Genomic DNA, 21,524 nt, shown 5'->3' on the forward strand with positions numbered 1-21,524 from the left:
ACTAAATCCAATGCCGAATTATCATGATCTATGCTTTTCTTGCATAACGTGCGGCGGCGCACGCAGCACACCAGAAAACTCGCCATGGCGTCGCTGTCTTCGGATCGGCCTCGCCGTTGGCTACGCATCGGCAGCCAGCTCGGCCGCCAGGCGCCACACCGTGTCCACCAACTCGCCGCGCGCCTCGTCGCTGTGCGACGCTAGCTTGTCGCGATACAACCGGATCTCCATCGCAAGCGTAAATCGATCAGCAGTCGCACCCCGCATCGGACGGTCGAGCCGCACGAGGCGCTCAGCCGCCACCGCGTCCTCCACCGCGCTATGCGGCAGGAACGCGACGCCGTGGCCAGCCAGCGTCATCGCCTTGAGTCCCTCTGCCATGTCAGTCTCGTACACTTTGTCCAGGTACAGCGGGACTGACGCAGTGCCAATGATTGTCTCTGTCAATCGTCCTAAATACGCATTCGGCGTATACGATAGATAGGGAACCGGTGCTTCCTTCGTGCCTGGCAGCGTGAAACACGCGCGGCCGCTGCGCGTCGTCGCGGCGAACGGGCTGATCGGCTCAATTCCCAGCACGAGCATGTCGTAGCGCGCGGGATCCAGCGCAACGGGATGACTTGGGTGATGATAGCCCATCACCAGGTCGCAGCCACCCTCCACCAGCGACAGCACCGCGTCATGCACGTTCAGCGCGCGCAGCCGCGCATGGACCCGCCCGGTATGCTTCTCGATACTGTCCAGCCAGCGCGGAAAGAAGGTCAACGACAGCGTGTGGGGTACGGCGAACTCGATCGTCGCAGCTGGCGCTCGCCCGTGGCCGCGCAACACGGTGCGGGCTTCGTGAAACTGGGACAGCATCGTCAGCGCCTGCTCGTAGAACACTTGTCCGGCTTGCGTGAGCCGTGTCGGGTACACCGAGCGGTCGATCAGCTCGGTGCCAAGCCAGGCTTCCAGCGCCTGGATGCGCCGCGAAAACGCGGGCTGCGTCACATGCCGCAGTTCGGCTGAGCGGCTGAAGCTTCGCGTCTCGGCCAGCGACACGAAGTCTTCCAGCCATTTCAGTTCCATGCAACGACTCCGTTAGCCATCCTCGCGCCGCGACGCGCCCACGCGTCGGGCCGCGCGGCATCGCGCTGCGCTACACCGGAAGACGGCCACGGCACAGCGCGCAGCCTCCATTGTAGCGTTCAGCGCCCGTCACAACGCCAGCGACCACGCACCAACCGGCGACGGACCGCACGGCGCCGGTGCAGCGGCGCTGCGATAAGGCGCACCGACCGGCACACGCTAGTGGCGCTGGCCGGCCTGGCCCTATTCTTCTGGGCCAAGGGCAGCGGCATCAAGTCAGGCAGCACAGGTCGCGCAGTGAGCAGCTTCGCAATCACACTGGTGGGACTCATCGCGCTGGTGCAACGGTGCATACCCGCATGCTCGGACGGGGGCGGCCGGCGGCGACGGCTCAGCAACGGCATGGCGGGTCGATTGTCGATAAAATAATAGACTTTTATTCTCGCAGAAGGCCACACGATGCGCCGGCCTGGCATCGACACCTCCAACTGACCGACTCGCCGGTCGGCTCACCGATACGCAGGAACCGCTCATGCCCCCTTCACTGACTGAATTGCCCCATGACAAACCAGTGGCGTTGCGCGTCGTGCCGCAGCCTCGCGATGCCAACGTGCATGGCGACGTGTTCGGCGGCTGGATCATGGCTCAGGTTGACATCGCCGGTGCGATCCCGGCCTCGCGGCGCGCGAACGGCCGCGTCGTCACGGTCGCGGTCAATTCGTTTGTCTTCAAGCAGCCGGTGTTCGTCGGCGACCTGCTCAGCTTCTATACAGACATCATCCGCACCGGTCGTACGTCGATCACCGTCGACGTGTCGGTCTATGCGCAACGCATGGGCCTGGTCGGCGAAACCGTTAAGGTTACCGAAGCGACGCTGACCTATGTCGCGACCGATTCGCAGCGCCGTCCGCGTGAACTGCCGCCACTCGGCTGATGCCCACCGCTCGGCTGCTGCCCGACACTCGCGAGTAGCACGGCGACCTCGTTGCCTGGAATCGGGCGCGAAAACAGAAAGCCTTGCATCTTGTCGCACGAGCGGGCTTTCAGGGAATCGACATCGATCGCGTGGTATGACTCGGCACGCTCGCGCCAGGGCGGTTCCGCGTCGCGCTTGCCGATCATCGGCGCCGGGTACGCCAGACCGGCGTCCTGCGCGAATGCCTTGTTGCAGCCAAAGTAGCGCGAGACCCGGTCTTTCCAGAACACGCGCTGCGGATGGAATATTGTCAGGCCTGCTTGAAGGGTCTTGTCAGGCCTACTTAAACGGTCCCATTCAGATCCGCGTTAACTGACATTGCCGGTTTTGCGCCGGCATACTCGATTTGCCCCGACCGGCATTGGCTGGTTTGCGCCGACCCGCGTTGCTTGCGCCTGCGCCAGCCGGCATTGCCCCAGTTTGCGTTAAACGACATTGCCCAGACGTGCGCAATGGCTTCTCAGATTAGGCCGAACGACTTCATCGCAGGAATGAAATCGTGGTTTGCCACCGGCTTTCGCGACAGCTTGGCCAGCACATACCGGTGAAACGGCGGCAGCGTGGCCCAGCGGGCGACACTGACCGGGGCCACCCCGGCCAGTGAGCATTGCTTAAGCAACGCGTCGGGCACCGCATCGGTACGCTGCCATGCGGGCGACATGTCCGGCGCCGGCATGGGTGACTCGCCGCTGAGATGGGTCCGCAGCATCTCGGCAAGCGCCTGGTCGAAGCGGCGCTCGATCTGCGGATCGTCGTCCAGCGGAAAGCGCGCCAATAGCTCACGATCCGCGTGGGGCAACGCCTGCCATTGCGTCAGCGAGATGCGCACGCCAAAGCGATCCAGATTGTAGCGGACCGCCAGCGGGATGTACGTGAGGTTTTCACAAGATGAAACCTCGAAGTCGAGCAATAGCGGAGTATCGAGCAACGGCATGGTCGTGAGCATCCGAAAAAAGCGGTGAGTGGCACGGAATATCGGCAACGACATCGGTAGGTCGCCCGCGGATGCACCGCATGCAGCCGGCATCGCGTGTTTCAGGTATTGTAGGACGATTGAATCTTTATCCCTTCATTGCTCCTTATGCCTCTGCCTACCGAGCCGCGCGCTACCCGCCCGCGCGGCACAGACGCCGGCGCCAATGCCAATACCACCAGCAATACCGCTGCTGGCACTGCCGATATTACCGGCACCAGCACCGCCAGTACCAACACCGATACAGGCTCGAGCCCCCGCACCGGGGTCGACATCGACAACGATACCGGAAAATCCGGCTTGCTGGAGCGACCCATACTGCGCACGATAGCCGGCGGGCGGCGGGTAGAGCACGATGTTGTCGCCGACGAAGTACCGGTGGCGCTGGTATTTAACGGGATCTCGCACGCTGTAATGATGTGCACGCCGCGGGACCTGGACCTGCTCGCGGTCGGCTTTGCGTTGACCGAGGGGATCGTATCGTCAGGCAGCGAAATCCATGACATTGAGGTGCTGATGCACGACGAGGGCTACGCGCAGGTGCAGCTCACGCTGGTGCAGCACGCGTTCGCGTCGCTGAAAGACAGGCGCCGCGCCCTGGCCGGACGGACCGGTTGCGGCGTGTGCGGCATCGAAAGCGTGCAATTGCTTGACCTGGAGCCGGAGCACATTGAGCATACTGGTTTCCTGCAGCGTCTGGCCGCTGATGCGCTCGCGCGCGCGGTGCGGGCGTTGCCGGCGCACCAGCCGCTGATGCAGGCATGCGGCGGCGTGCACGCGGCCGCATGGTGCGATGCCCGCGGCACGATCCGCTATGCGTTCGAGGACGTCGGCAGGCACAATGCGCTGGACAAGCTGATCGGACAACTCGTGCTCGCCCGCGAGGACATGCGCGATGGCTTTGTGTTCCTGTCGAGCCGAGCCAGCTATGAACTGGTGCGCAAATGCGCGCGCGTGAGCGTGCCGATGGTGGCGACGATCTCCGCGCCGACCGCGCTCGCCGTGTCGATCGCGGCCAAAGCCGGCATCCGGCTGGTCAGTTTTTGTCGCGAATCCGGCTACGTCGAGTATAGCGCGCCGGCACTGCCCCGCTAGATGAGCGCGGCCGGCGGCGAGCCGTGGCGGCGCCGTGCGATATTGCAGCCGTCGTCCGGCGTAGCAGTCACTCGAACGGCGTGAAGTCCGGCTTGCGCTTTTGCAGGAACGCGCTCATCGCTTCGCGCGCCTGCGGTGAGCGCAGCATCCGGCCGAATTGCTCCGCCTCCTCGGCAATGCGTTGCGCGACCTGCGCCTGCGTATCCTGCTTGAGCAGCATCTTGGTCACGCGCAGCGACGACGCGGGCAGCGCCACGAGCTTCGCCGCCTGCGCCAGCGCGAATTCGTGCAACTGCGCGAGCGGCAGCACCCGGCTCACGATGCCGATCGCTTGAGCCTCATGCGCATCGAATGGCTCGCCGAGCAGCAGCGTCTGCGCGGCGCGCTGGTAGCCAGCCAGCCGCGGCAGCAACAGGCTCGCGGCCGCCTCGGGACACAACCCGAGTTGTGTGAACGGCAGCGAGAAGCGCGCGTCGTCGGCCGCATAGACCAGGTCGCAATGCAGCAGCAGCGTCGTGCCGATGCCGACCGCCGGGCCCGACACCGCGGCAACGATCGGCTTGGCCGCCGTGCTGATCTGCTGTAGGAACTGGAACACCGGAGCATCCGGCCCGGACGGCGACCGCTGCATGAAGTCCTCTAGGTCATTGCCCGCGCAAAACACCCCGTCATGGCCGCGAATCAGAATCGCGCGCACCAACGCATCGTCGCGAGCCTGCGCGAGCGCGTCGGCCATTGACTGGTACATCGCGGCAGTCATCGCATTTTTCTTATCCGGTCGGTTCAACTGGAGGGTCAGCACGCCGCGCGCACGTTCAATGACGATATCCATCGTCCGATGTCTCCTCGGTTGACCGATCGCACACGGCACGCGGGTAGGGCGACCCGGCACGAACCGTCGCACAAGCGGCGAATAAAAAACGGCTCGCCAAGCACTGCCCGCGAGCCGTCCACGCGTCGCGCCAAGTATGCATCCGACGCATCGGTGTGTTATACCCGTTCGACGATACCGGCGGCACCCATGCCGGTCCCAACGCACATCGTCACCATGCCGTACTTTTGCTTGCGCCGACGCAGCCCGTGCACGAGCGTGGCGGCGCGGATCGCCCCCGTGGCGCCCAGCGGGTGGCCCAACGCGATCGCGCCGCCCAGCGGGTTCACCTTGGTCTGGTCAAGCCCCAGTTCCCCGATCACCGCCAACGCCTGCGCGGCAAATGCCTCGTTCAGTTCGATCCAGTCGATGTCCTGCAGCGCCAGGCCGGCGGCCTTCAGTGCGGCCGGAATGGCTTCCTTCGGGCCGATGCCCATGATCTCCGGCGGCACGCCGCGCACCGCAAAACTCACGAAGCGCGCCAGCGGTGTGAGGTTGAATTGCTTGAGGATCTTCTCCGACACCACGACCAGCGCACCGGCACCATCCGAGGTCTGCGAGCTGTTGCCGGCCGTCACCGTGCCCTTGTTCGCGAACACGGTTTTGAGCTTGCCGAGCCCTTCCAGCGTCGTGTCGGCACGGGGCCCTTCGTCCAGCGCGATCTCACGCGCGTTCACGACGATCTGGCCACTCGCCAGATCCGGCATGCGGTCCGTCACCGTGTACGGCGCGATCTCGTCGGCAAATTCGCCCGCCTGCTGAGCGGCCAACGCCTTTTGGTGCGAGCGCAACGAGAATTCGTCCTGCGCCTCGCGCGACACTTCCCAGCGCTGCGCCACGCGCTCGGCGGTCAACCCCATCCCATAGGCAATGCCGATATGCTCGTCGGCATCGAAGATACGTGGCGGCAACGAAGGCTTGTTGCCCAGCATCGGCACCATGCTCATCGACTCGCAGCCGCCGGCGAGCATCACATCCGCTTCGCCGACACGGATGCGATCAGCCGCCATCGCCAGCGCGGTCAAGCCGGACGCGCAAAAGCGGTTCACCGTAACACCGCCAACGCTGGGCGGCAAGCCGGCCAGCAGCGCGCCGATACGCGCGACGTTCAGGCCCTGCTCCGCCTCCGGGATCGCACAACCGACGATGGCATCCTCGATCAGCTTCGTATCGAGTGCCGGCACCTTCGCGAGGGCCGAGCGGATCGCGTGAGTCAGCAACTCATCAGGGCGCGTATTGCGCAAAGCACCGCGCGGCGCCTTGCCGATCGGCGTGCGGCTGGCCGCGACGATGTAGGCATCTTGCACTTGTTTGCTCATCTCGAGACTCCTTGTCGGGCCGCGTTAGTTGCGCACCGGCTTGCCGGTCTGCAGCATGCCCATAATCCGTTCCTGCGTCTTCTGCGTGCCGAGCAGCGCAACGAACGCACGGCGCTCGAGCGCGAGCAGCCACGCCTCATCAACGGTACTGCCCGCTTCGACGTCCCCACCGCAGATCGTCTCGGCGATGCGGCAGGCGATCAGGAAATCGTGTTCGCTGATAAAGCGCCCGTCGCGCATGTTAACCAGCGACGCCTTGATGGTTGAAATTGCCGAACGTCCCGCCACCGGGATCGCGTTGGCCGGCAGCGGCGGCCGATAGCCGGCCGCTGCCAGCGCGCGTGCTTCGTGCTTTGCGGTGTCGAGCAATTCGTGCACGTTAAAGACAATCGTGTCTGACGGCTTCAGATAACCGAGCATGCGCGCCTCGTGCGCGGACGACGACACTTTCGCCATCGCCGCCGCCTCGAAGGGCTTTTGCAAGAACTGCAGCAGATTGCCCGTCGCCCCTGCGTCGGCCGCGGCCTGAGCCGCGCGCAACGCCGCCTCCTTAAGCCCACCGCCGGCCGGCACCAGTCCCACGCCGACCTCGACCAGCCCAATATAGGTCTCCACGTGGGCGACGCGCTTGGCACTATGCAGCAGTAGTTCACAGCCGCCCCCCAGCGCTATGCCCGACGCGGCCGATACCACCGGCACGTTCGCGTACTTCACGCGCAGCATGCCCTGCTGAAATTTTTGCACGAATGGCTCGATGCCCTGGGCGCCGCCCATCATGAACGCGGGCATCGCTTCTTCGAGATTTGCGCCAGCGGAGAACGGGCCGCCCGGCGTGCCGAGCTTCAGCGACGTTGGCTGCCAGATCACCAGCGCCTTGTATTGCTGTTCAGCAACGTCGATCGCCTGCGTAATTCCGTCGATCACGCTCGGCCCGATCGTATTCATCTTCGACTTAAACGACAGAATCAGCACATCGTCCTCGCCGGCCCGCTCGTCGACCCATGCGCGCACCGCGTCAGTCTCGAACACCGTCTTGCCATACGTGCGCGGATCGTTGCTGGCCTCGCCAACCAGCGGTGCGCGGAACACCTGCTTGCGATAGTACTGGCAGCGTGCTGCGCGGCACGAACGTGCGCCGCGCTGGCGACCACGAGCCCTGTGCGGTATGCACGCCGCCTTGCTCCCCAACTGGGCCCTCCAGCACCCATGCCGGTAGCGCCACGTCGGCCAATGCCTTGCCGGCGCGGATGTCTTCCTGGACCCATTCGGCAACCTGCTTCCAGCCGGCGGCCTGCCACCCTTCGAACGGCCCCTCAGTCCAGCCAAAGCCCCAGCGGATCGCCAGGTCGACGTCACGCGCGTTATCGGCGATCGATTCGAGGTGCACAGCAATGTAGTGGTACACATCACGGAAGATCGACCACAGGAATTGCGCCTGTGGATGCGTGGACTCGCGCAACAGCTTCAACCGCTCGGCGGGCGCACGCTTCAGGAGGCGGGCGACGAGCTCGTCGGCCTTGGCGCCACTGTCCACGTACTCGCCGATCTTCGCGTCCAGCACCTTGATGGCCTTGCCTTCCTTCTTATAGAACCCCGCACCGCTCTTTTGCCCGAGCGCGCCCTTAGCCACCAGCGCGGCGAGCACCGGCGGCGTCTGGTAGATCGGGAAGAACGGATCGTCGGCCAGGTTGTCCTGCATCGTCTTGATGACGTGCGCCATCGTATCCAGGCCAACCACGTCGGCGGTACGGAACGTGGCCGACTTTGCGCGGCCTAGCCGTGAGCCGGTCAGGTCGTCGACCTCGTCAAAACGCAAGCCGAACTTGGCTGCCTCAGCGATCACTGCGAGGATCGAGAAGATGCCGACGCGGTTTGCAATGAAGTTCGGTGTGTCCTTGGCGCGCACCACGCCCTTGCCGACCACGCTGGTGAGCACGGTCTCGAGTTGATCGAGTATCTCCGGGCGCGTATGCTCGGTCGGAATCAGCTCGACCAGATGCATGTAGCGCGGTGGATTGAAAAAGTGCACGCCGCAAAAACGCGCTTTCAGGTCATCGGAGAAGCCTTCCGAGAGCCGAGTAATCGACAGTCCCGACGTATTGGTCGCGAAGATCGCCTTCTCGCCGATATACGGGGACACCTTCTTGTACAGATCGTGCTTCCAGTCCATGCGCTCGGCGATCGCCTCGATTACCAAGTCGCACTCGCGCAGCTTGTCTAAGTCGTCCTCGTAGTTGGCGGCGACGATATGCGCGGCATCGCCCTTCACGCCGAGCGGCGCCGGCGACAGCTTTTTCAGGTGCTCGATCGCGTTGAGCGCGATGCCGCTCTTGGGTCCCTCCTTCGTGGGCAGGTCGAACAGCAGCACCGGCACCTTCGCGTTGATTAGGTGCGCCGCGATCTGCGCGCCCATCACGCCGGCGCCCAGCACCGCCACCTTGCGAATGATCAGATTGCTCACGTGTCTCTCCAGTTAGAGCCAGCTCCCATCCATTAAAACAGCGCTTCGTCGATCTCGGTCAGCGGCTTGGCTCCGGCACGCGCGGCGCGGATCGTGAAGGCCGTCTCGGGTAACAGCTTCGCAAAGTAGAACCGCGCGGTCGCGAGCTTGGACCGGTAGAATGGGTCGCCGCTACCTTGCTTGTCCAGCGCCAGACGGGCCATGCGCGCCCAAAAGTACGAGAACACTAAATGCCCGACCGTGCGCAGGTACGGTACCGCCGCGGCGCCAACTTCGTCCGGGCTCTGCATCGCCTTCATGCCGATTTCCATCGTCAGCTTCTGTACCTTTTCGCCGATGTCCGCCAGCGGATTGACGAACTCCTGCATGTCGGGGTTGATGCCCTCGGCCTGGACAAAATCCTGCACGAGCTTGCCAAACTTCTTCAGCTTCGCGCCCATGTCGCCGAGCACCTTGCGCCCCAGCAGGTCCAGCGACTGAATCGTGTTAGTGCCTTCGTAAATCATGTTGATGCGCGCATCACGCACATATTGCTCGATGCCCCACTCAGCGATATAGCCATGGCCGCCCAACACCTGCATGGCGTTGTTGGTCGCCTCGAACGCGTTGTCGGTCAGGAACGCCTTGATGACCGGTGTGAGCAACGCAACCAGGTCGGCCGCATCCCGGCGCACCGCCTCGTCCTCGTGCGACAGTTCCTTGTCGATCTGCAGAGCCGCCCAGTACGTGAACGCGCGCCCCGCCTCGACGTAGGCCTTCTGCGTCAACAACATGCGTCGCACATCCGGGTGCACGATGATCGGGTCGGCCGCCTTGTCCGGCGCCTTAGGACCGCTAAGCGAGCGCATCTGCAGCCGCTGCCTCGCGTAGGCGAGCGAGTTCTGGTACGCGACTTCGGTCAGCCCCAGGCCTTGCATGCCCACGCCGAGCCGCGCCGCATTCATCATCACGAACATCGCATTCAAGCCCTTGTTCGGCTCGCCGACCAGCCAGCCCCTGGCATCATCCAGATTGATTACGCACGTCGCATTGCCATGGATGCCCATCTTGTGCTCGATCGAGCCACACTTGACGCCGTTGCGCTGCCCAGGCTCGCCGTTGTCGTCCGGGATGAACTTGGGCACGATGAACAATGAAATGCCCTTGGTCCCCGCCGGCGCGTCCGGCAACCGCGCGAGCACCAGGTGGACGATGTTGTCGGCGAGGTCGTGCTCGCCGCTCGAAATAAAGATCTTCGTGCCGGTAATCGAGTACGAGCCGTCGCCGTTGGGCTCGGCCCGCGTGCGCAAGATCCCAAGGTCGGTGCCGCAATGCGGCTCGGTCAAGCACATCGTGCCGGTCCACTGACCGGATACCAGCTTCGGTAGATACCGCTGTTGAAGCTCCGGCGTGCCGTGCGCGTGCAGGCATTCGTACGCGCCGTGCGACAGGCCAGGATACATGGTCCATGCCTGGTTCGCCGAATTGAGCATCTCGTACAGCGCGTTGTTCACGAACGCGGGCAAGCCCTGGCCGCCATAGGCCGGATCGCAGCCCAACGCCGGCCAGCCGGCCTCGATATACTGCTGGTACGCTTGCTTGAAGCCCTCGGGCGTGGTCACCACGCCGTCGCCGACATACGTACAACCCTGCTGGTCGCCAACCTGGTTCAACGGAAACAGGACCTCGGAGCAGAACTTGCCCGCCTCCTGCAGCACCGCATTGATCGTATCGGCATCCAGATCCGCGTGCTTAGGCAGTTGCTTCAGTTCGGCTTCGACGTTCAGCAATTCGTGCAAGACGAATTGCATGTCGCGCAACGGTGCAGCGTACTGTCCCATGACTCTCTCCGTTTTGAGTAAGGCACCGGCGATGCGCGGGATGATCTGCCCGCGTCAGCGACCAGCGTCGCTTTGATACGACACAAAAACTTTGTCGAGCACCCGCCACGCAACCTCGACCGCATCCGGCAAGCGCAGGAAACGCGCATCGTGGTGCAGCCCGAGCGTCACGCTGTACAACTCGAACAGCATCAGCCGCGGGTCGGTATCCGTACGCAGATGCCCTTCATCCTTGGCTTGCAAGATGGCACGGATCAGCGTGCCGCGCCAGGTACTGACGCTGCGCGCGAGCTCCTCGCGCACGGCGCTGGCGGCTCGATCATCGTACTCGACGGCACCACTGATATAGATGCAACCGGTGGTAACCTCCTGAATCCGCTTCTCCATCCATCGGCCAACCAGCGCCTTGAGGCGCGGCAATCCGCGCGGCTCCCGAATCGCCGGGAAGAACACTTCCTGTTCGAAGCGCTGGTGGTATTCTCGGATCACCTCGACTTGCAAATCCTCGCGCGAACCGAAGTGCGCGAACACACCACTTTTGCTCATCTGCATGCGCTCGGCCAGCAGACCGATTGTCAACCCCTCAAGCCCGTCCCGGCTCGCCAGGTCCAACGCAGCATCCAAGATCGCCGCACGGGTTTGTTCGCCTTTTCGCATCGCCATTTTTTTACCGTTCATTCATTGCCCCGCAAAATAGAACGGCCGTACTATTATTGTGGGGGACCGCCCGCGGAAACAAGCTTTTTATTAGAAACGAGTTTCTAACAAGCACGACCGTGCTGTACAGCTGATGACCGGTCATCCACGTGATGATGTGATTCGATGTCCGTGCTCCGGTCCCGCGCGTTTGGGGTGCTGCGTGGCGCACCGTCGAACCCGCATGTGCGCCATTTCAAGTGATTTTGCGAACCGGATCAAGAACAGCCCATCTTGCGGCACAATAACGACAGACCATGCTCGTATCCGGCCATGCCGCCGGCTCAGCCGTTTAGCATTGATCGATGCCGGCTTTTACTTGGATTGCATCATCAATCGTAGCTGCCGATGGTGAGCAGCTTCATTGCGAGCCAATATCCGTTATACGCGATCCAGTTCGCCACCCGCACCAGCCACGGCCGCGATGCGTAACGCTGCGGGTCGATGGCGCGCGATTGCTCCACAGCCTCAAGAATGGCAGCGCGTATGCCGGCCACCTCGGGATGCCGGAACAACACTAGGTTTGCTTCATGGTTGAGCACCAGCGACAGCGCATCGAGGTTGGATGATCCGATCGTGCCCCAAACGCCATCGACCACCGCGACCTTGCCATGCAGCATCGTCCGGTCATATTCGGCAATCCGGATACCCACGCGCAGCAACGACTGATAGAGAAACGGCACCGCGTAGTCCAGCGCGACAAATTCGTTGCGTCCGATCACCAGTGACACCCGCACGCCACGGCGTGCTGCGCGGACCAACTCGCGGCGCATCCGGCGGCTGGGCACGAAGTACGGGTTAGCCACCAGGATCTCGTCACGCGCCTGCCGAATCGCCAGCCGATAGGCACGCTCGATCGCACGCCGATTATTGACGTTATCGCGCGCGACGAACGCGACCTGCGGTACGTCCGCCGGCGTGCCGAGCGCCCCGAGCGCACGGCGGCGTGCCCGGGCGGTACGCGGCGTGGCGTCGCCGGGATGAGCGCGGCCAGCAACGGTTGAGCGGCGGGCCGCCGCGGCATCGGTTGCTGGGGCGCTGCCCGGCCCGTGCGCGTGCGCCGGACGTTCGTCCGGCACCGCCGGCGGCGGTGGAATCCGAGCTTGCTGGATACGTCGCCATTGCAGGTCGAACGCCTCGACCAGATCCACGACGGCGGGACCGATCACCTCGGCCGAATAGTCCCATCGGGCAAACGGCAACGGGTGGCCCGCCTCCAGCCGGTCGTCTACGACGTTGTGTCCGCCGCAAAAACCATAGCGCCGATCGACGGCAGCCAGCTTGCGATGGGTGCGGGACAATCCGAAGCGGACACTGAAGACGCCCGGATTATAGATACGGTGCTCGATGCCGGCATCGTGCCATGCATGTAGCAATTCACTGCGCGGGGTGCCGATGCCGTCGGTAATCACCCGCACGCGCACGCCCCTCGCGGCGGCACGCGCCAGCGCCGCGCTGACGCGCGCGCCGCAGGGATCGTTGCAGAAAATATACGTCTCGAGCGCGACTTCGTGTTCGGCCGCGTCAATCCGCTCGATTAACGCATCGAACAACGCGGTGCCAGATTTAAAGATCCGCACGTCATTGCCGGCGGTAAAGCGCAACCGAAGCTTACGACGGCCACCCAGCATCGTCTGTCGAAGCTGAACCAGACGCCCGATGGTGGCCACCATTGCCGCGCTCCGCTCAACTGGCAGCGAGTCGCCCCGGCAACTGCAGGATCGCGTCGCGATTGGATGCCGAAAAACAACGCGCTGCGGCGTCCCGATAGGGCAGCCACGCATACGCGACGTGTTCGCGCGGTGCCAGCGTGATATCGATGGATTGCGGCACGCAGAGACTAAACCAGTGCTCGATATTGTGCTTTACGCCGGGCGCATAGCGATGGCGCCATTGTGGATAGATTTCGTACTCGATCGCCTGGCGCCAATCGAGCAGCGCGTCGGCCGGCACCTGCGCCGTGCCGACCGTGATGCCGGTCTCCTCGAACACTTCGCGTGCCGCGGTCCGCGCCAGCGGCTCGTCGGGCGTGTCCTTCGAGCCGGTCACCGATTGCCAGAAACCAGGGCGATCGGCGCGTTCGATGACCAGCACGTCCAGCGTGGCGGTATGAATCACCACCAGCACCGACTCCGGGATCTTGAACGGCCGGGACATCGGCAACTTGCGCCGCGCGCCGAACTACGCGTTCGCCGGCTCGGCGTTGCGCAGCCGGATATGCAAGTCGCGCAATTGACGCTCATCCACCTCGCTCGGCGCTTGCGTGAGCAGGCACTGCGCACGCTGGGTCTTCGGGAACGCGATCACGTCGCGAATCGAATCCGCACCGGCCATCATCGTGACGATCCGGTCCAGGCCGAATGCAATGCCACCGTGCGGCGGCGCGCCGTATTGCAATGCGTCGAGCAAGAAGCCAAATTTCGCACGCGCTTCCTCCGGACCGATCTTCAACGCGCGGAACACCTTGCTTTGCACGTCTTCACGATGGATCCGCACCGAACCGCCGCCAATTTCCCAGCCGTTGAGCACCATGTCGTACGCTTTGGCAAGGCAACGACCCGGATCGACTTCCAAATATTCGAGGTGTTCGTCCTTAGGGCTGGTGAACGGGTGATGCGCAGCCACCCAGCGATTGTCCTCGTCATCGTACTCGAACATCGGGAAATCGATGACCCACAGCGGCTTCCAACCCTGCTCGACCAGTCCGGCATCGCGGCCGAACGCCGAGTGGCCGATTTTCAGCCGCAGCGCGCCGAGGCTGTCGTTGACCACCTTGGCGCGGTCCGCGCCGAAGAAAAGGATGTCGCCGTCCTGCGCGCCGGTGCGCTCGAGGATCGCCGCAATGCACGCATCATGCAGGTTCTTCACGATCGGGCTTTGCAAGCCATCGCGCCCCTTGGCCACCTCGTTGACCTTGATCCACGCGAGACCCTTTGCACCATAGATGCGCACGAAGTCCGTATAGCCGTCGATATCGCCACGCGTCAACTCCGCCCCGTTGGGCACGCGCAGTGCGGCCACGCGGCCGTCCTTCGTGTTCGCCGGCGTGCTGAACACCTTGAAATCGACGTCCTTCATCACGTCGGTCAACTCGGTGAATTCTAGCTTCACGCGCAGGTCCGGCTTGTCCGAGCCGAAGCGGCGCATTGCTTCCGCATGCTGCATGACCGGGAATGGATCGGCGAGCTCGACATCGATCGTCGTCTTGAACACATGGCGAATCATCGCCTCGAACAGGTCGCGGATCTCCTGCTCGTTCAGGAACGACGTCTCGCAGTCGATCTGCGTGAACTCCGGCTGCCGGTCCGCGCGCAGGTCCTCGTCGCGGAAGCACTTTGTGATTTGATAATACCGGTCGAAGTTGGCCACCATCAGCAGCTGCTTAAACAGCTGCGGCGACTGCGGCAACGCAAAGAACATCCCTGCGTTCACGCGCGATGGCACCAGGTAGTCGCGTGCGCCTTCCGGCGTGCTCTTCGTGAGCATCGGCGTCTCGATATCGATAAACCCCTGCTCGTCCAAATACTTGCGCGACTCCATCGCGACACGGTAACGTAGACGCAGGTTGTGCTGCATCTGCGGCCGGCGCAGGTCCAGCACGCGATGCGTCAGACGCGTGGTCTCCGACAGGTTTTCGTCGTCCAGTTGGAACGGCGGCGTCACCGATACGTTGAGTACCGTCAGCTCGTGGCACAACACCTCGATCTGTCCACTGGTCAGGTTCGCGTTGAGGGTGCCTTCCGGGCGCGCCCGCACGATGCCGACCACACGCACACAAAACTCATGCCGCACCCCTTCGGCGGTCTTGAACATGTCCGGCCGGTCTGGGTCGCACACCACTTGCACCAATCCCTCGCAGTCGCGCAAGTCGATGAAGATGACACCGCCATGGTCGCGGCGCCGATGCACCCAGCCGCAAAGCGACACCGATTGGCCCAGCAGTTTTTCAGTCACCCGACCACAATATTCAGATCTCATCGACATGATGTTCGTCTTTCGTTCGTAAAGATGGGCGTCGGCGGCGCGACCGGCCTCATGCCGGCGCACGGGCGGCGCCCGCAATAATCAGAGCAGCGGCTCGATGGGGCGGCGCGGCGGCGCGACGTCCGGCACCGGCGAGGCGACCGGGGCCACCACGCCCATTGACACGATGTACTTCAGCGCGGCGTCCACCGTCATGTCCAGCTCCACCACCTCGTTTCTCGGCACCATGAGGAAGAAGCCCGATGTCGGGTTCGGCGTGGTCGGCACATAGACGCTGACATGATCGCCGCTCAAGTGGTTGGCGACGTCGCCGCCTGGGATTCCGGTCAGAAAACCAATCGTGTACGAGCCCTTGCGCGGATATTCGATCAGCAACGCCTTGCGAAACGCATTGCCGCTGGACGACAACAGCGTGTCAGATACCTGCTTGACACTCGTGTACAACGGGCCCACGACGGGAATATGGGCCAGTAGCTTTTCCCACCAGTTGACAAGCGTCTGCCCGATCAAGTTCTGAGTCAAGAGGCCGACCGCGAAAACGAACGCAAGCGTCAACACCGCACCCAGGCCGGGCAGGCGGAAGCCGAACAGGCGCTCCGGCTGCCACGCCTCGGGCAGCAACAGCAGCGTCTGGTCCATCGTGCCGATGATCAGCCCTAGCACCCACAGGGTAATCGCCAGCGGCACAAGCACCAGCAGCCCGGTCAGGAATACGTTCTTCAGCTTCTTCTTGGTCGTCTTGATTTTCATGGATCGATGCTCAGGCAGACGTGCCCGCGTTGGACGACGGCGCCGCGCTGCCTGTCACAGCCGGCGCGGTGGACGCACCGGACGTGGATGCACCAGCGCTGGCCGCGCCGTCCGCGCTGCCCGTCTCCTTCGCGACAGGCGCCGCCTTCGCGTCGCCTTCCCCGCCCCCGGACTTATTATGGCCGCCCGGGTTACCACCACGGAAATCGGTCACGTACCAGCCGGAGCCCTTCAACTGGAACCCCGCCGCGGTGACCTGCTTGCGCAACGTCTCGCGGCCGCACTTGGGACACTGGCTCAGCGGTGCATCGCTGAGTTTTTGCAACACGTCTTTCTCAAAGCCGCAGGACTCGCAACGATATGCATAGATCGGCATCGCCCCATCACCCCTAAAGAATCTCGCAAAGCCTTGAATTATAGCCGGAAATAGTTGTGTCTTACGCACACCGACGCCAACTCATCCAGCGCTCATGCTGGCCGAACACCGGTAGCGAATCGCTGACCGAGCGCTCGTCCACCCATTCAAACGACGGGCTCAGTAGCGCGAGCAGCACGTCGCGTTCGATGCCAAACGGCGGGCCCTTCGGCGTCGCACCGACAAAGAAAAACCCGGCAAGCAACGCACCCGGCGGCATCAGCGCCGTTATCCGGGCAGCATACCTGGGCCAGCATCGCGGCGGCATCGAGCACAGGAACGCGCGTTCGTACACCCATTGCGCCATCGCGGCACGCGCCGCCGCTCGATGAGTTCATTGGGACCTCCGATATACGACTAGATACCGCCTACGGACGCCAGCCAGAAGTGGGCCAGCAACGTGCCGGCGCCGACCGCCACCCCGAATACCAGCAGCCCTTGCAGCAAACGGTTGGTCCGTCGCTGCTCGGCTAGTATCCGCCGCATCAGATCCTCGGTCGCACGCGGCGGCTGATCATGATGTCGGGACAGCAAATGATGGACCAGGCGCGGTATCTGCGGCAGCGTCTTGCTCCACTGCGGCGATTCGATCTTTAGCCGTTCGACCCAACCGCGCCAGCCAATCTGGTCGTTCATCCAGCGCTCGAGATACGGCTTGGCCGTCTTCCACAGATCGAGTTCCGGATCAAGCGCGCGACCCAGGCCCTCGACGTTGAGCATCGTCTTTTGCAGCAGCACCAATTGCGGCTGGATCTCGACGTTGAAGCGCCGCGATGTCGAAAACAGTCGCATCAGCACCTGGCCGAGCGAAATGTCCTTCAGCGCGCGGTCGAAGTACGGCTCGCACACCGCGCGGATCGCGCTCTCCAGCTCCTCGACCCGCGTGTGCGGCGGCACCCATCCGGATTCCAGGTGCAACGTCGCGACCCGGTGGTAGTCGCGTTTGAAAAACGCAAGGAAATTCTGCGCCAGATAGTTCTTGTCGAAATCCGACAACGCGCCGATGATCCCGAAATCCAGCGCGATATAGCGACCGAAATGGTCCGGGTCCAAGCTCACTTGGATGTTGCCGGGGTGCATGTCCGCATGGAAGAACCCGTCGCGAAACACCTGGGTAAAGAAGATCTCCACGCCTTGCCGCGCAAGCTTCGGGATGTCAACGCCGGCCGAGCGCAGCGTGTCCACCTGGCTGATCGGCACGCCGATCATCCGCTCCATCACGATCACCGTCGACGTGCAATACTCCCAGTACATCTCCGGCACCAGCAGCAGGTCCAGTCCGGCAAAGTTGCGGCGCAGCTGGCTCGCGTTCGCCGCCTCGCGCATCAGATCCAACTCGTCGTGCAGGTACTTGTCGAACTCCGCCACCACCTCGCGGGGCCGCAGCCGCTTGCCGTCGGCCCACAGCCGCTCGGTCCAGCGCGCGATGTCGCGCAACAGCGCGAGATCGGAGTCGATCACCGGCAGCATGCCTGGACGCAGCACCTTGATCGCCACGGGCTTGCCGGCGTGCGCGCCGCTCCTCAAGCGCGCGAAGTGCACCTGCGCGATCGAAGCGCTGGCCACCGGCACCCGTTCGAACTCGTCGAACAGCACATCAACCGGCTTGCCCAGCGACTTCTCGATCAACGCGATCGCCACCGCAGAATCGAATGGCGGGACCTGGTCCTGCAGCTTCGCCAGCTCGGTCGCAATATCCACCGGCAACAGGTCGCGCCGGGTGGACAGGACCTGGCCAAACTTCACGAAGATCGGCCCGAGGCTTTCCAGCGCCAGGCGCAACCGCTGCGCGCGCGGAATCCGGTTCGGACGGCCGAACGTCATCACGCGCACCAGCAGCTTCACGCGCCAGTCGGCAATGTGTCCTAGCATCACTTCGTCGAGCCCGAAGCGATAGACCGTAAATAGTATTTTGAAAAAGCGCAGGATTCGCATGGGCGGCCGGATCAGTGCAGGTCGTCGGCCGAACGGGAGCGTGCCCCCGTGGATAACGCGGCGGCGCCCGGGCGCGTCGCGACGCTGCGCTCGGCGCGCTCGATGCGCTTCTCAACCCGGGCCAGCGTGTCGCGCGCGCGCGCAAGCTCATCGCCGAATTGCTCAAACCGTGCGCGGCGCACCAGTTGCGGATCCTCGTCCAGCAGGTATTCGGTCAGCGAACCGACCCAACCCCGCCCAGCGCGGCGCGCGTAGGCCGAGACGGCTCGCGCCACCGACGCCATGCGGTGCGCGGGCACATCACCGACCAGACGCGCGAGGTCCTCCTCGGCATCCCAGCGCAAATGCTCCGCGAGCTTCGCGATCGTCGCCGCAAATTCCGCGTCACCCTCGATCCGCACGTGCTTCAGGATCGCCGCCTGTCCACCTGCAGCGAGCACGGACAACGCCGACGGCGGCACCGTGATCGTCACGTCGACCGGCGGGGGCATGGGCGCGTGCGGTGCCGACGCGTCGTCCCGCGCCGCGTGCAGCACCTCGGCCCGCACGTTGCGCGACCCGCCGGGCGCGGCCGGTGCCGGCGCAGCGGCGCCGGCGGGCGGTCGCTGTAGCACGGCGACCGTGCCATCACCCTGCACGGCCAACTCGAGCACGAGCGGAGACAACATCAGCCTTGCGGTTTTCCCCGCGTACGGGAGCAGGCGCTCGCGCGCCCACGCTTCGCGGATCAATAAATAGTTGACGAGGGCAACGAAGGACTTGGCGGCAATGGTCATCGGGGCAGAAAGAAAGCCCGCGCAAGCGGCGCTCGCGCGGGCTGTTATTGTAACGTCCGTTGCGGCGCTTGCCTGCGCCGCCCGATTCCGCGTAGCCGGATCGTCAGGACAGTTGCTGGATGCCGGCTAGCACCCAGCCTTCGCCGCTGCGCGCGTTGCGGCTCAAGTTCCACATTTCGGCGAACGGCTCGGCCGCAGCACCCTGGGTCTCGCGCAGCAGACCATGGAAGCGCACTGACGCCACGTACTCGTTGCCGCCACGATCCTCGACGCCGACCAGATCGGCATTCAGCTGCACCACATCGGTGCGGTTTTCACCGTGGCGCGAATCGAAATCCAGCTTAATCTCGGCAAACATTTCGGGTGTCGTGAACTCACGGATATCGTCGAGATTGCCGGCGTCCCAGGCTGCCTGCAGCCGCACGAACGCCACCTTTGCCTGGCGAATGAATGCGTCGGCGTCGAAGCCGGCTGGCACTGCGGGGACGTCAAGCACACTGGGATCCGCGGCAACGCGGGACTGGCCATCGGGCGCGACGCCCGCCTGACCCATGCCGCCCGTGGCAGGCAACTGTGACGGTGCAGCCGCTGATGCGTCATATTGCCGCAGTGACGCGCCGGAAGGCGACTCGAAGCCACCGTGCGCATAAGCGGTCGCAGGCCGCGCGTTGCGATTCGCGAACTTGCGGAACAACCACAGACCGACGAGCGCAACCAGAGCAATCAGGATCACGTTGCTCAGTACACTGGCCAACGCGCCGCCGAGCCCAAAATGCGACAACAACGCCGCCAGCCCAAAGCCGGCGGCCAATCCCGCGAGTGGCCCCATCCAATTACGCTTGGGCTGGGCCGCCGCGGACGGCGGAGTTTGCCCACGGGTCGCCTGCGCGCCCTGTGCGCCCTGAGACGGCTTGCCCTGCATCGGCTGCGCGGGTGGTGTCGCCTGCCGCGTGATCTGCGACTGCTTGCCAAACGAGCGGCCTCCGCCCATACGCTTTGCGTCAGCATCAAATGCGCTGAATGAGCCGACGACCAACAGGCCGGCTGCCACAATCGCGCCGAACCGACGGCTCATGCGCGCGCTGCGTCGCGTTGCGCCGGTAGGGGGCAAATGGGGGGAATGACTGGAAAAACGTGACTGGGCCGACATCTGATCTCCTGAACGGTCGCTAGTATTTGGTGGCGGCATGCAGTGCCACGACGCCACCTGACAGATTGTAATATTTGACGGCGTCTAGTCCAGCTTGTTCCATCATTGTTTTCAGCGTGTCCTGATCCGGGTGTAGCCGAATCGACTCGGCCAGGTACCGATAGCTGTCGGGATCGCGCGCCACTTTCTCGCCAAGCCACGGCAGCACCTTGAATGAATACACATCGTAGAGTTTCTTCAGCGGTTGCCACACTTTGGAGAACTCCAGCACCAATAGCCGGCCGCCAGGCTTGAGCACGCGGCGCATCTCGGCGAGCGCGACCTCCTTGTGGGTCATGTTGCGCAGCCCGAACGCGACACTCACCACGTCGAAGTAATGGTCAGGAAACGGAATTTTTTCCGCATCGCACAATAGCGTCGGCGTGATGATGCCCTGATCGAGCAAGCGGTCGCGCCCCACGCGCAGCATCGACTCGTTGATGTCGGTATGCCATACCTGCCCGGACGGTCCGGCCTGCCGGGCAAACGCTTTGGCCAGGTCACCCGTGCCGCCCGCCAAATCCAGCACGCGATAGCCGGGACGCACCCCGGCCTGAGCGATGGTGAAGGCTTTCCACATGCGGTGCAGTCCGCCCGACATCAGGTCATTCATCACGTCGTAGCGGGAGGCCACAGAATGGAATACTCCGGCGACCTTATGCGCCTTCTCGCTCTCATCGACGGTCTGATAACCGAAATGGGTCTTCGTCATGGCGGCGGTTCCTTGCATGAAAGAGCGCGGCATGCGCCGCGGTAATGCGTGTATAGATATCAATGGCGGTGGCCGTCGCGCGCGCGCGACGCCTCGCCCATCGGCGCGTCGCGGTCCACGCCGGCGGCCGCCAGCTTGTCGAGATAGGCTTGCCAGTATTCGGCCTGCCGGGTCGCAAGATCGTACAGCAGATCCCACGAATAGATGCCGGAATTGTGCCCATCGGAGAACGTCGGCTGCAACGCATAGTGGCCGACTGGCTCGATTGACACGATCGTCACGTCGCGCTTGCCGGTCTGCAGCGTTTCCTGGCCCGGGCCGTGCCCGCGCACCTCGGCCGACGGGGACCACACCCGCAGGTACTCGAAAGGCAGCCTGTAGCATGCACCGTCCGCATAGCGCAGTTCTAGCACGCGCGATGCCGAATGCACGACGATGCCGGTTGGCACCGGCGTATCGGGAGATAAACCTGCCATCGACG

Annotated in this window: 19 protein-coding genes and 2 pseudogenes; 2 read left to right on the forward strand and 19 right to left on the reverse strand. The window is 63.8% G+C overall.

Translation table 11 applies throughout. The annotated features are described in order from the left end of the window. Positions 1 to 120: 120 nt before the first annotated feature. Positions 121 to 1,071, reverse strand: coding sequence for a LysR family transcriptional regulator (locus tag RBRH_RS10755; protein ID WP_013436293.1), 951 nt, complete (start codon positions 1,069 to 1,071; stop codon positions 121 to 123). 532 nt (positions 1,072 to 1,603) lie between these two features. Between RBRH_RS10755 and RBRH_RS10765 the strand changes: the two genes are divergently transcribed. Further along, positions 1,604 to 2,005, forward strand: coding sequence for an acyl-CoA thioesterase (locus tag RBRH_RS10765; protein ID WP_013436295.1), 402 nt, complete (start codon positions 1,604 to 1,606; stop codon positions 2,003 to 2,005). Here RBRH_RS10765 and RBRH_RS20350 read toward each other — a convergent pair. Both RBRH_RS20350 and RBRH_RS10775 read right to left on the reverse strand, forming a co-directional pair. After that, entirely contained in the window at positions 1,951 to 2,277 is a 327-nt protein-coding gene (locus RBRH_RS20350) for a hypothetical protein (RefSeq protein WP_041753849.1), read from the reverse strand. The genes RBRH_RS10765 and RBRH_RS20350 overlap by 55 nt on opposite strands. Positions 2,278 to 2,507: 230 nt before the next feature. Beyond that, positions 2,508 to 2,981 carry a nitrate reductase associated protein gene (locus RBRH_RS10775; protein WP_041754496.1) on the reverse strand — a complete coding sequence of 158 codons (474 nt, stop codon included), beginning with the start codon at positions 2,979 to 2,981 and terminating at the stop codon, positions 2,508 to 2,510. A gap of 138 nt (positions 2,982 to 3,119) precedes the next feature. Here RBRH_RS10775 and fdhD point away from each other — a divergent pair, with 138 nt between their 5' ends. Further along, a complete protein-coding gene (gene fdhD / locus RBRH_RS10780) occupies positions 3,120 to 4,115 on the forward strand; it encodes a formate dehydrogenase accessory sulfurtransferase FdhD (protein ID WP_013436298.1) in 996 nt (331 codons plus the stop codon). Between the two features lie 67 nt (positions 4,116 to 4,182). Here fdhD and RBRH_RS10785 read toward each other — a convergent pair whose 3' ends face one another. The 16 genes and pseudogenes from RBRH_RS10785 to RBRH_RS10860 all read right to left on the reverse strand — a co-directional run bounded on the left by RBRH_RS10785 (position 4,183) and on the right by RBRH_RS10860 (position 21,519). Continuing rightward, positions 4,183 to 4,947, reverse strand: a complete 765-nt coding sequence (locus RBRH_RS10785) for an enoyl-CoA hydratase (RefSeq protein WP_041753850.1) — start codon at positions 4,945 to 4,947, stop codon at positions 4,183 to 4,185. A 158-nt stretch (positions 4,948 to 5,105) separates the two neighbouring features. Then, positions 5,106 to 6,305 (reverse strand): acetyl-CoA C-acyltransferase, encoded by a 1,200-nt coding sequence (locus RBRH_RS10790; RefSeq protein ID WP_013436300.1) that lies wholly within the window; start codon positions 6,303 to 6,305, stop codon positions 5,106 to 5,108. A gap of 24 nt (positions 6,306 to 6,329) precedes the next feature. Further along, positions 6,330 to 8,766 (reverse strand): annotated as a pseudogene (locus RBRH_RS10795) (3-hydroxyacyl-CoA dehydrogenase/enoyl-CoA hydratase family protein). A gap of 32 nt (positions 8,767 to 8,798) precedes the next feature. Next, positions 8,799 to 10,586, reverse strand: coding sequence for an acyl-CoA dehydrogenase C-terminal domain-containing protein (locus tag RBRH_RS10800; RefSeq protein ID WP_013436303.1), 1,788 nt, complete (start codon positions 10,584 to 10,586; stop codon positions 8,799 to 8,801). Between the two features lie 54 nt (positions 10,587 to 10,640). Further along, positions 10,641 to 11,243 carry a TetR/AcrR family transcriptional regulator gene (locus RBRH_RS10805; protein ID WP_041754497.1) on the reverse strand — a complete coding sequence of 201 codons (603 nt, stop codon included), beginning with the start codon at positions 11,241 to 11,243 and terminating at the stop codon, positions 10,641 to 10,643. Between the two features lie 371 nt (positions 11,244 to 11,614). Further along, the gene (locus RBRH_RS10810) at positions 11,615 to 12,955 is read right to left on the reverse strand and encodes a phospholipase D-like domain-containing protein (protein ID WP_013436305.1); all 1,341 of its coding nucleotides are present in this window, start codon (positions 12,953 to 12,955) and stop codon (positions 11,615 to 11,617) included. Positions 12,956 to 12,968: 13 nt separating this feature from the next. Then, a complete protein-coding gene (nudB, locus tag RBRH_RS10815; RefSeq protein WP_041753851.1) occupies positions 12,969 to 13,439 on the reverse strand; it encodes a dihydroneopterin triphosphate diphosphatase in 471 nt (156 codons plus the stop codon). A 24-nt stretch (positions 13,440 to 13,463) separates the two neighbouring features. Next, entirely contained in the window at positions 13,464 to 15,266 is a 1,803-nt protein-coding gene (gene aspS, locus RBRH_RS10820; RefSeq protein WP_041754498.1) for an aspartate--tRNA ligase, read from the reverse strand. An 81-nt stretch (positions 15,267 to 15,347) separates the two neighbouring features. Then, complete coding sequence (locus RBRH_RS10825; RefSeq protein ID WP_013436308.1) at positions 15,348 to 16,016, reverse strand: DUF502 domain-containing protein; 669 nt, start codon at positions 16,014 to 16,016, stop codon at positions 15,348 to 15,350. A gap of 10 nt (positions 16,017 to 16,026) precedes the next feature. Continuing rightward, positions 16,027 to 16,392, reverse strand: a complete 366-nt coding sequence (locus RBRH_RS10830) for an FmdB family zinc ribbon protein (protein ID WP_041753852.1) — start codon at positions 16,390 to 16,392, stop codon at positions 16,027 to 16,029. Between the two features lie 61 nt (positions 16,393 to 16,453). Beyond that, positions 16,454 to 16,729: pseudogene (locus RBRH_RS10835) on the reverse strand (class I SAM-dependent methyltransferase); the annotation flags it as partial. Positions 16,730 to 16,788: 59 nt separating this feature from the next. Then, positions 16,789 to 18,366: a ubiquinone biosynthesis regulatory protein kinase UbiB gene (gene ubiB, locus RBRH_RS10840; RefSeq protein WP_013436311.1), complete on the reverse strand. Its 1,578-nt coding sequence runs from the start codon at positions 18,364 to 18,366 to the stop codon at positions 16,789 to 16,791. A gap of 11 nt (positions 18,367 to 18,377) precedes the next feature. Further along, positions 18,378 to 19,142 (reverse strand): ubiquinone biosynthesis accessory factor UbiJ, encoded by a 765-nt coding sequence (locus RBRH_RS10845; RefSeq protein ID WP_013436312.1) that lies wholly within the window; start codon positions 19,140 to 19,142, stop codon positions 18,378 to 18,380. Between the two features lie 103 nt (positions 19,143 to 19,245). Continuing rightward, entirely contained in the window at positions 19,246 to 20,217 is a 972-nt protein-coding gene (locus RBRH_RS10850; protein WP_041753853.1) for a Tim44 domain-containing protein, read from the reverse strand. Between the two features lie 94 nt (positions 20,218 to 20,311). Next, complete coding sequence (gene ubiE, locus RBRH_RS10855; RefSeq protein WP_041754501.1) at positions 20,312 to 21,043, reverse strand: bifunctional demethylmenaquinone methyltransferase/2-methoxy-6-polyprenyl-1,4-benzoquinol methylase UbiE; 732 nt, start codon at positions 21,041 to 21,043, stop codon at positions 20,312 to 20,314. 59 nt (positions 21,044 to 21,102) lie between these two features. After that, entirely contained in the window at positions 21,103 to 21,519 is a 417-nt protein-coding gene (locus RBRH_RS10860; RefSeq protein ID WP_013436315.1) for a gamma-butyrobetaine hydroxylase family protein, read from the reverse strand. Positions 21,520 to 21,524 lie beyond the last annotated feature (5 nt).

The organism is Mycetohabitans rhizoxinica HKI 454, assembly GCF_000198775.1.
Classification (GTDB): domain Bacteria; phylum Pseudomonadota; class Gammaproteobacteria; order Burkholderiales; family Burkholderiaceae; genus Mycetohabitans; species Mycetohabitans rhizoxinica.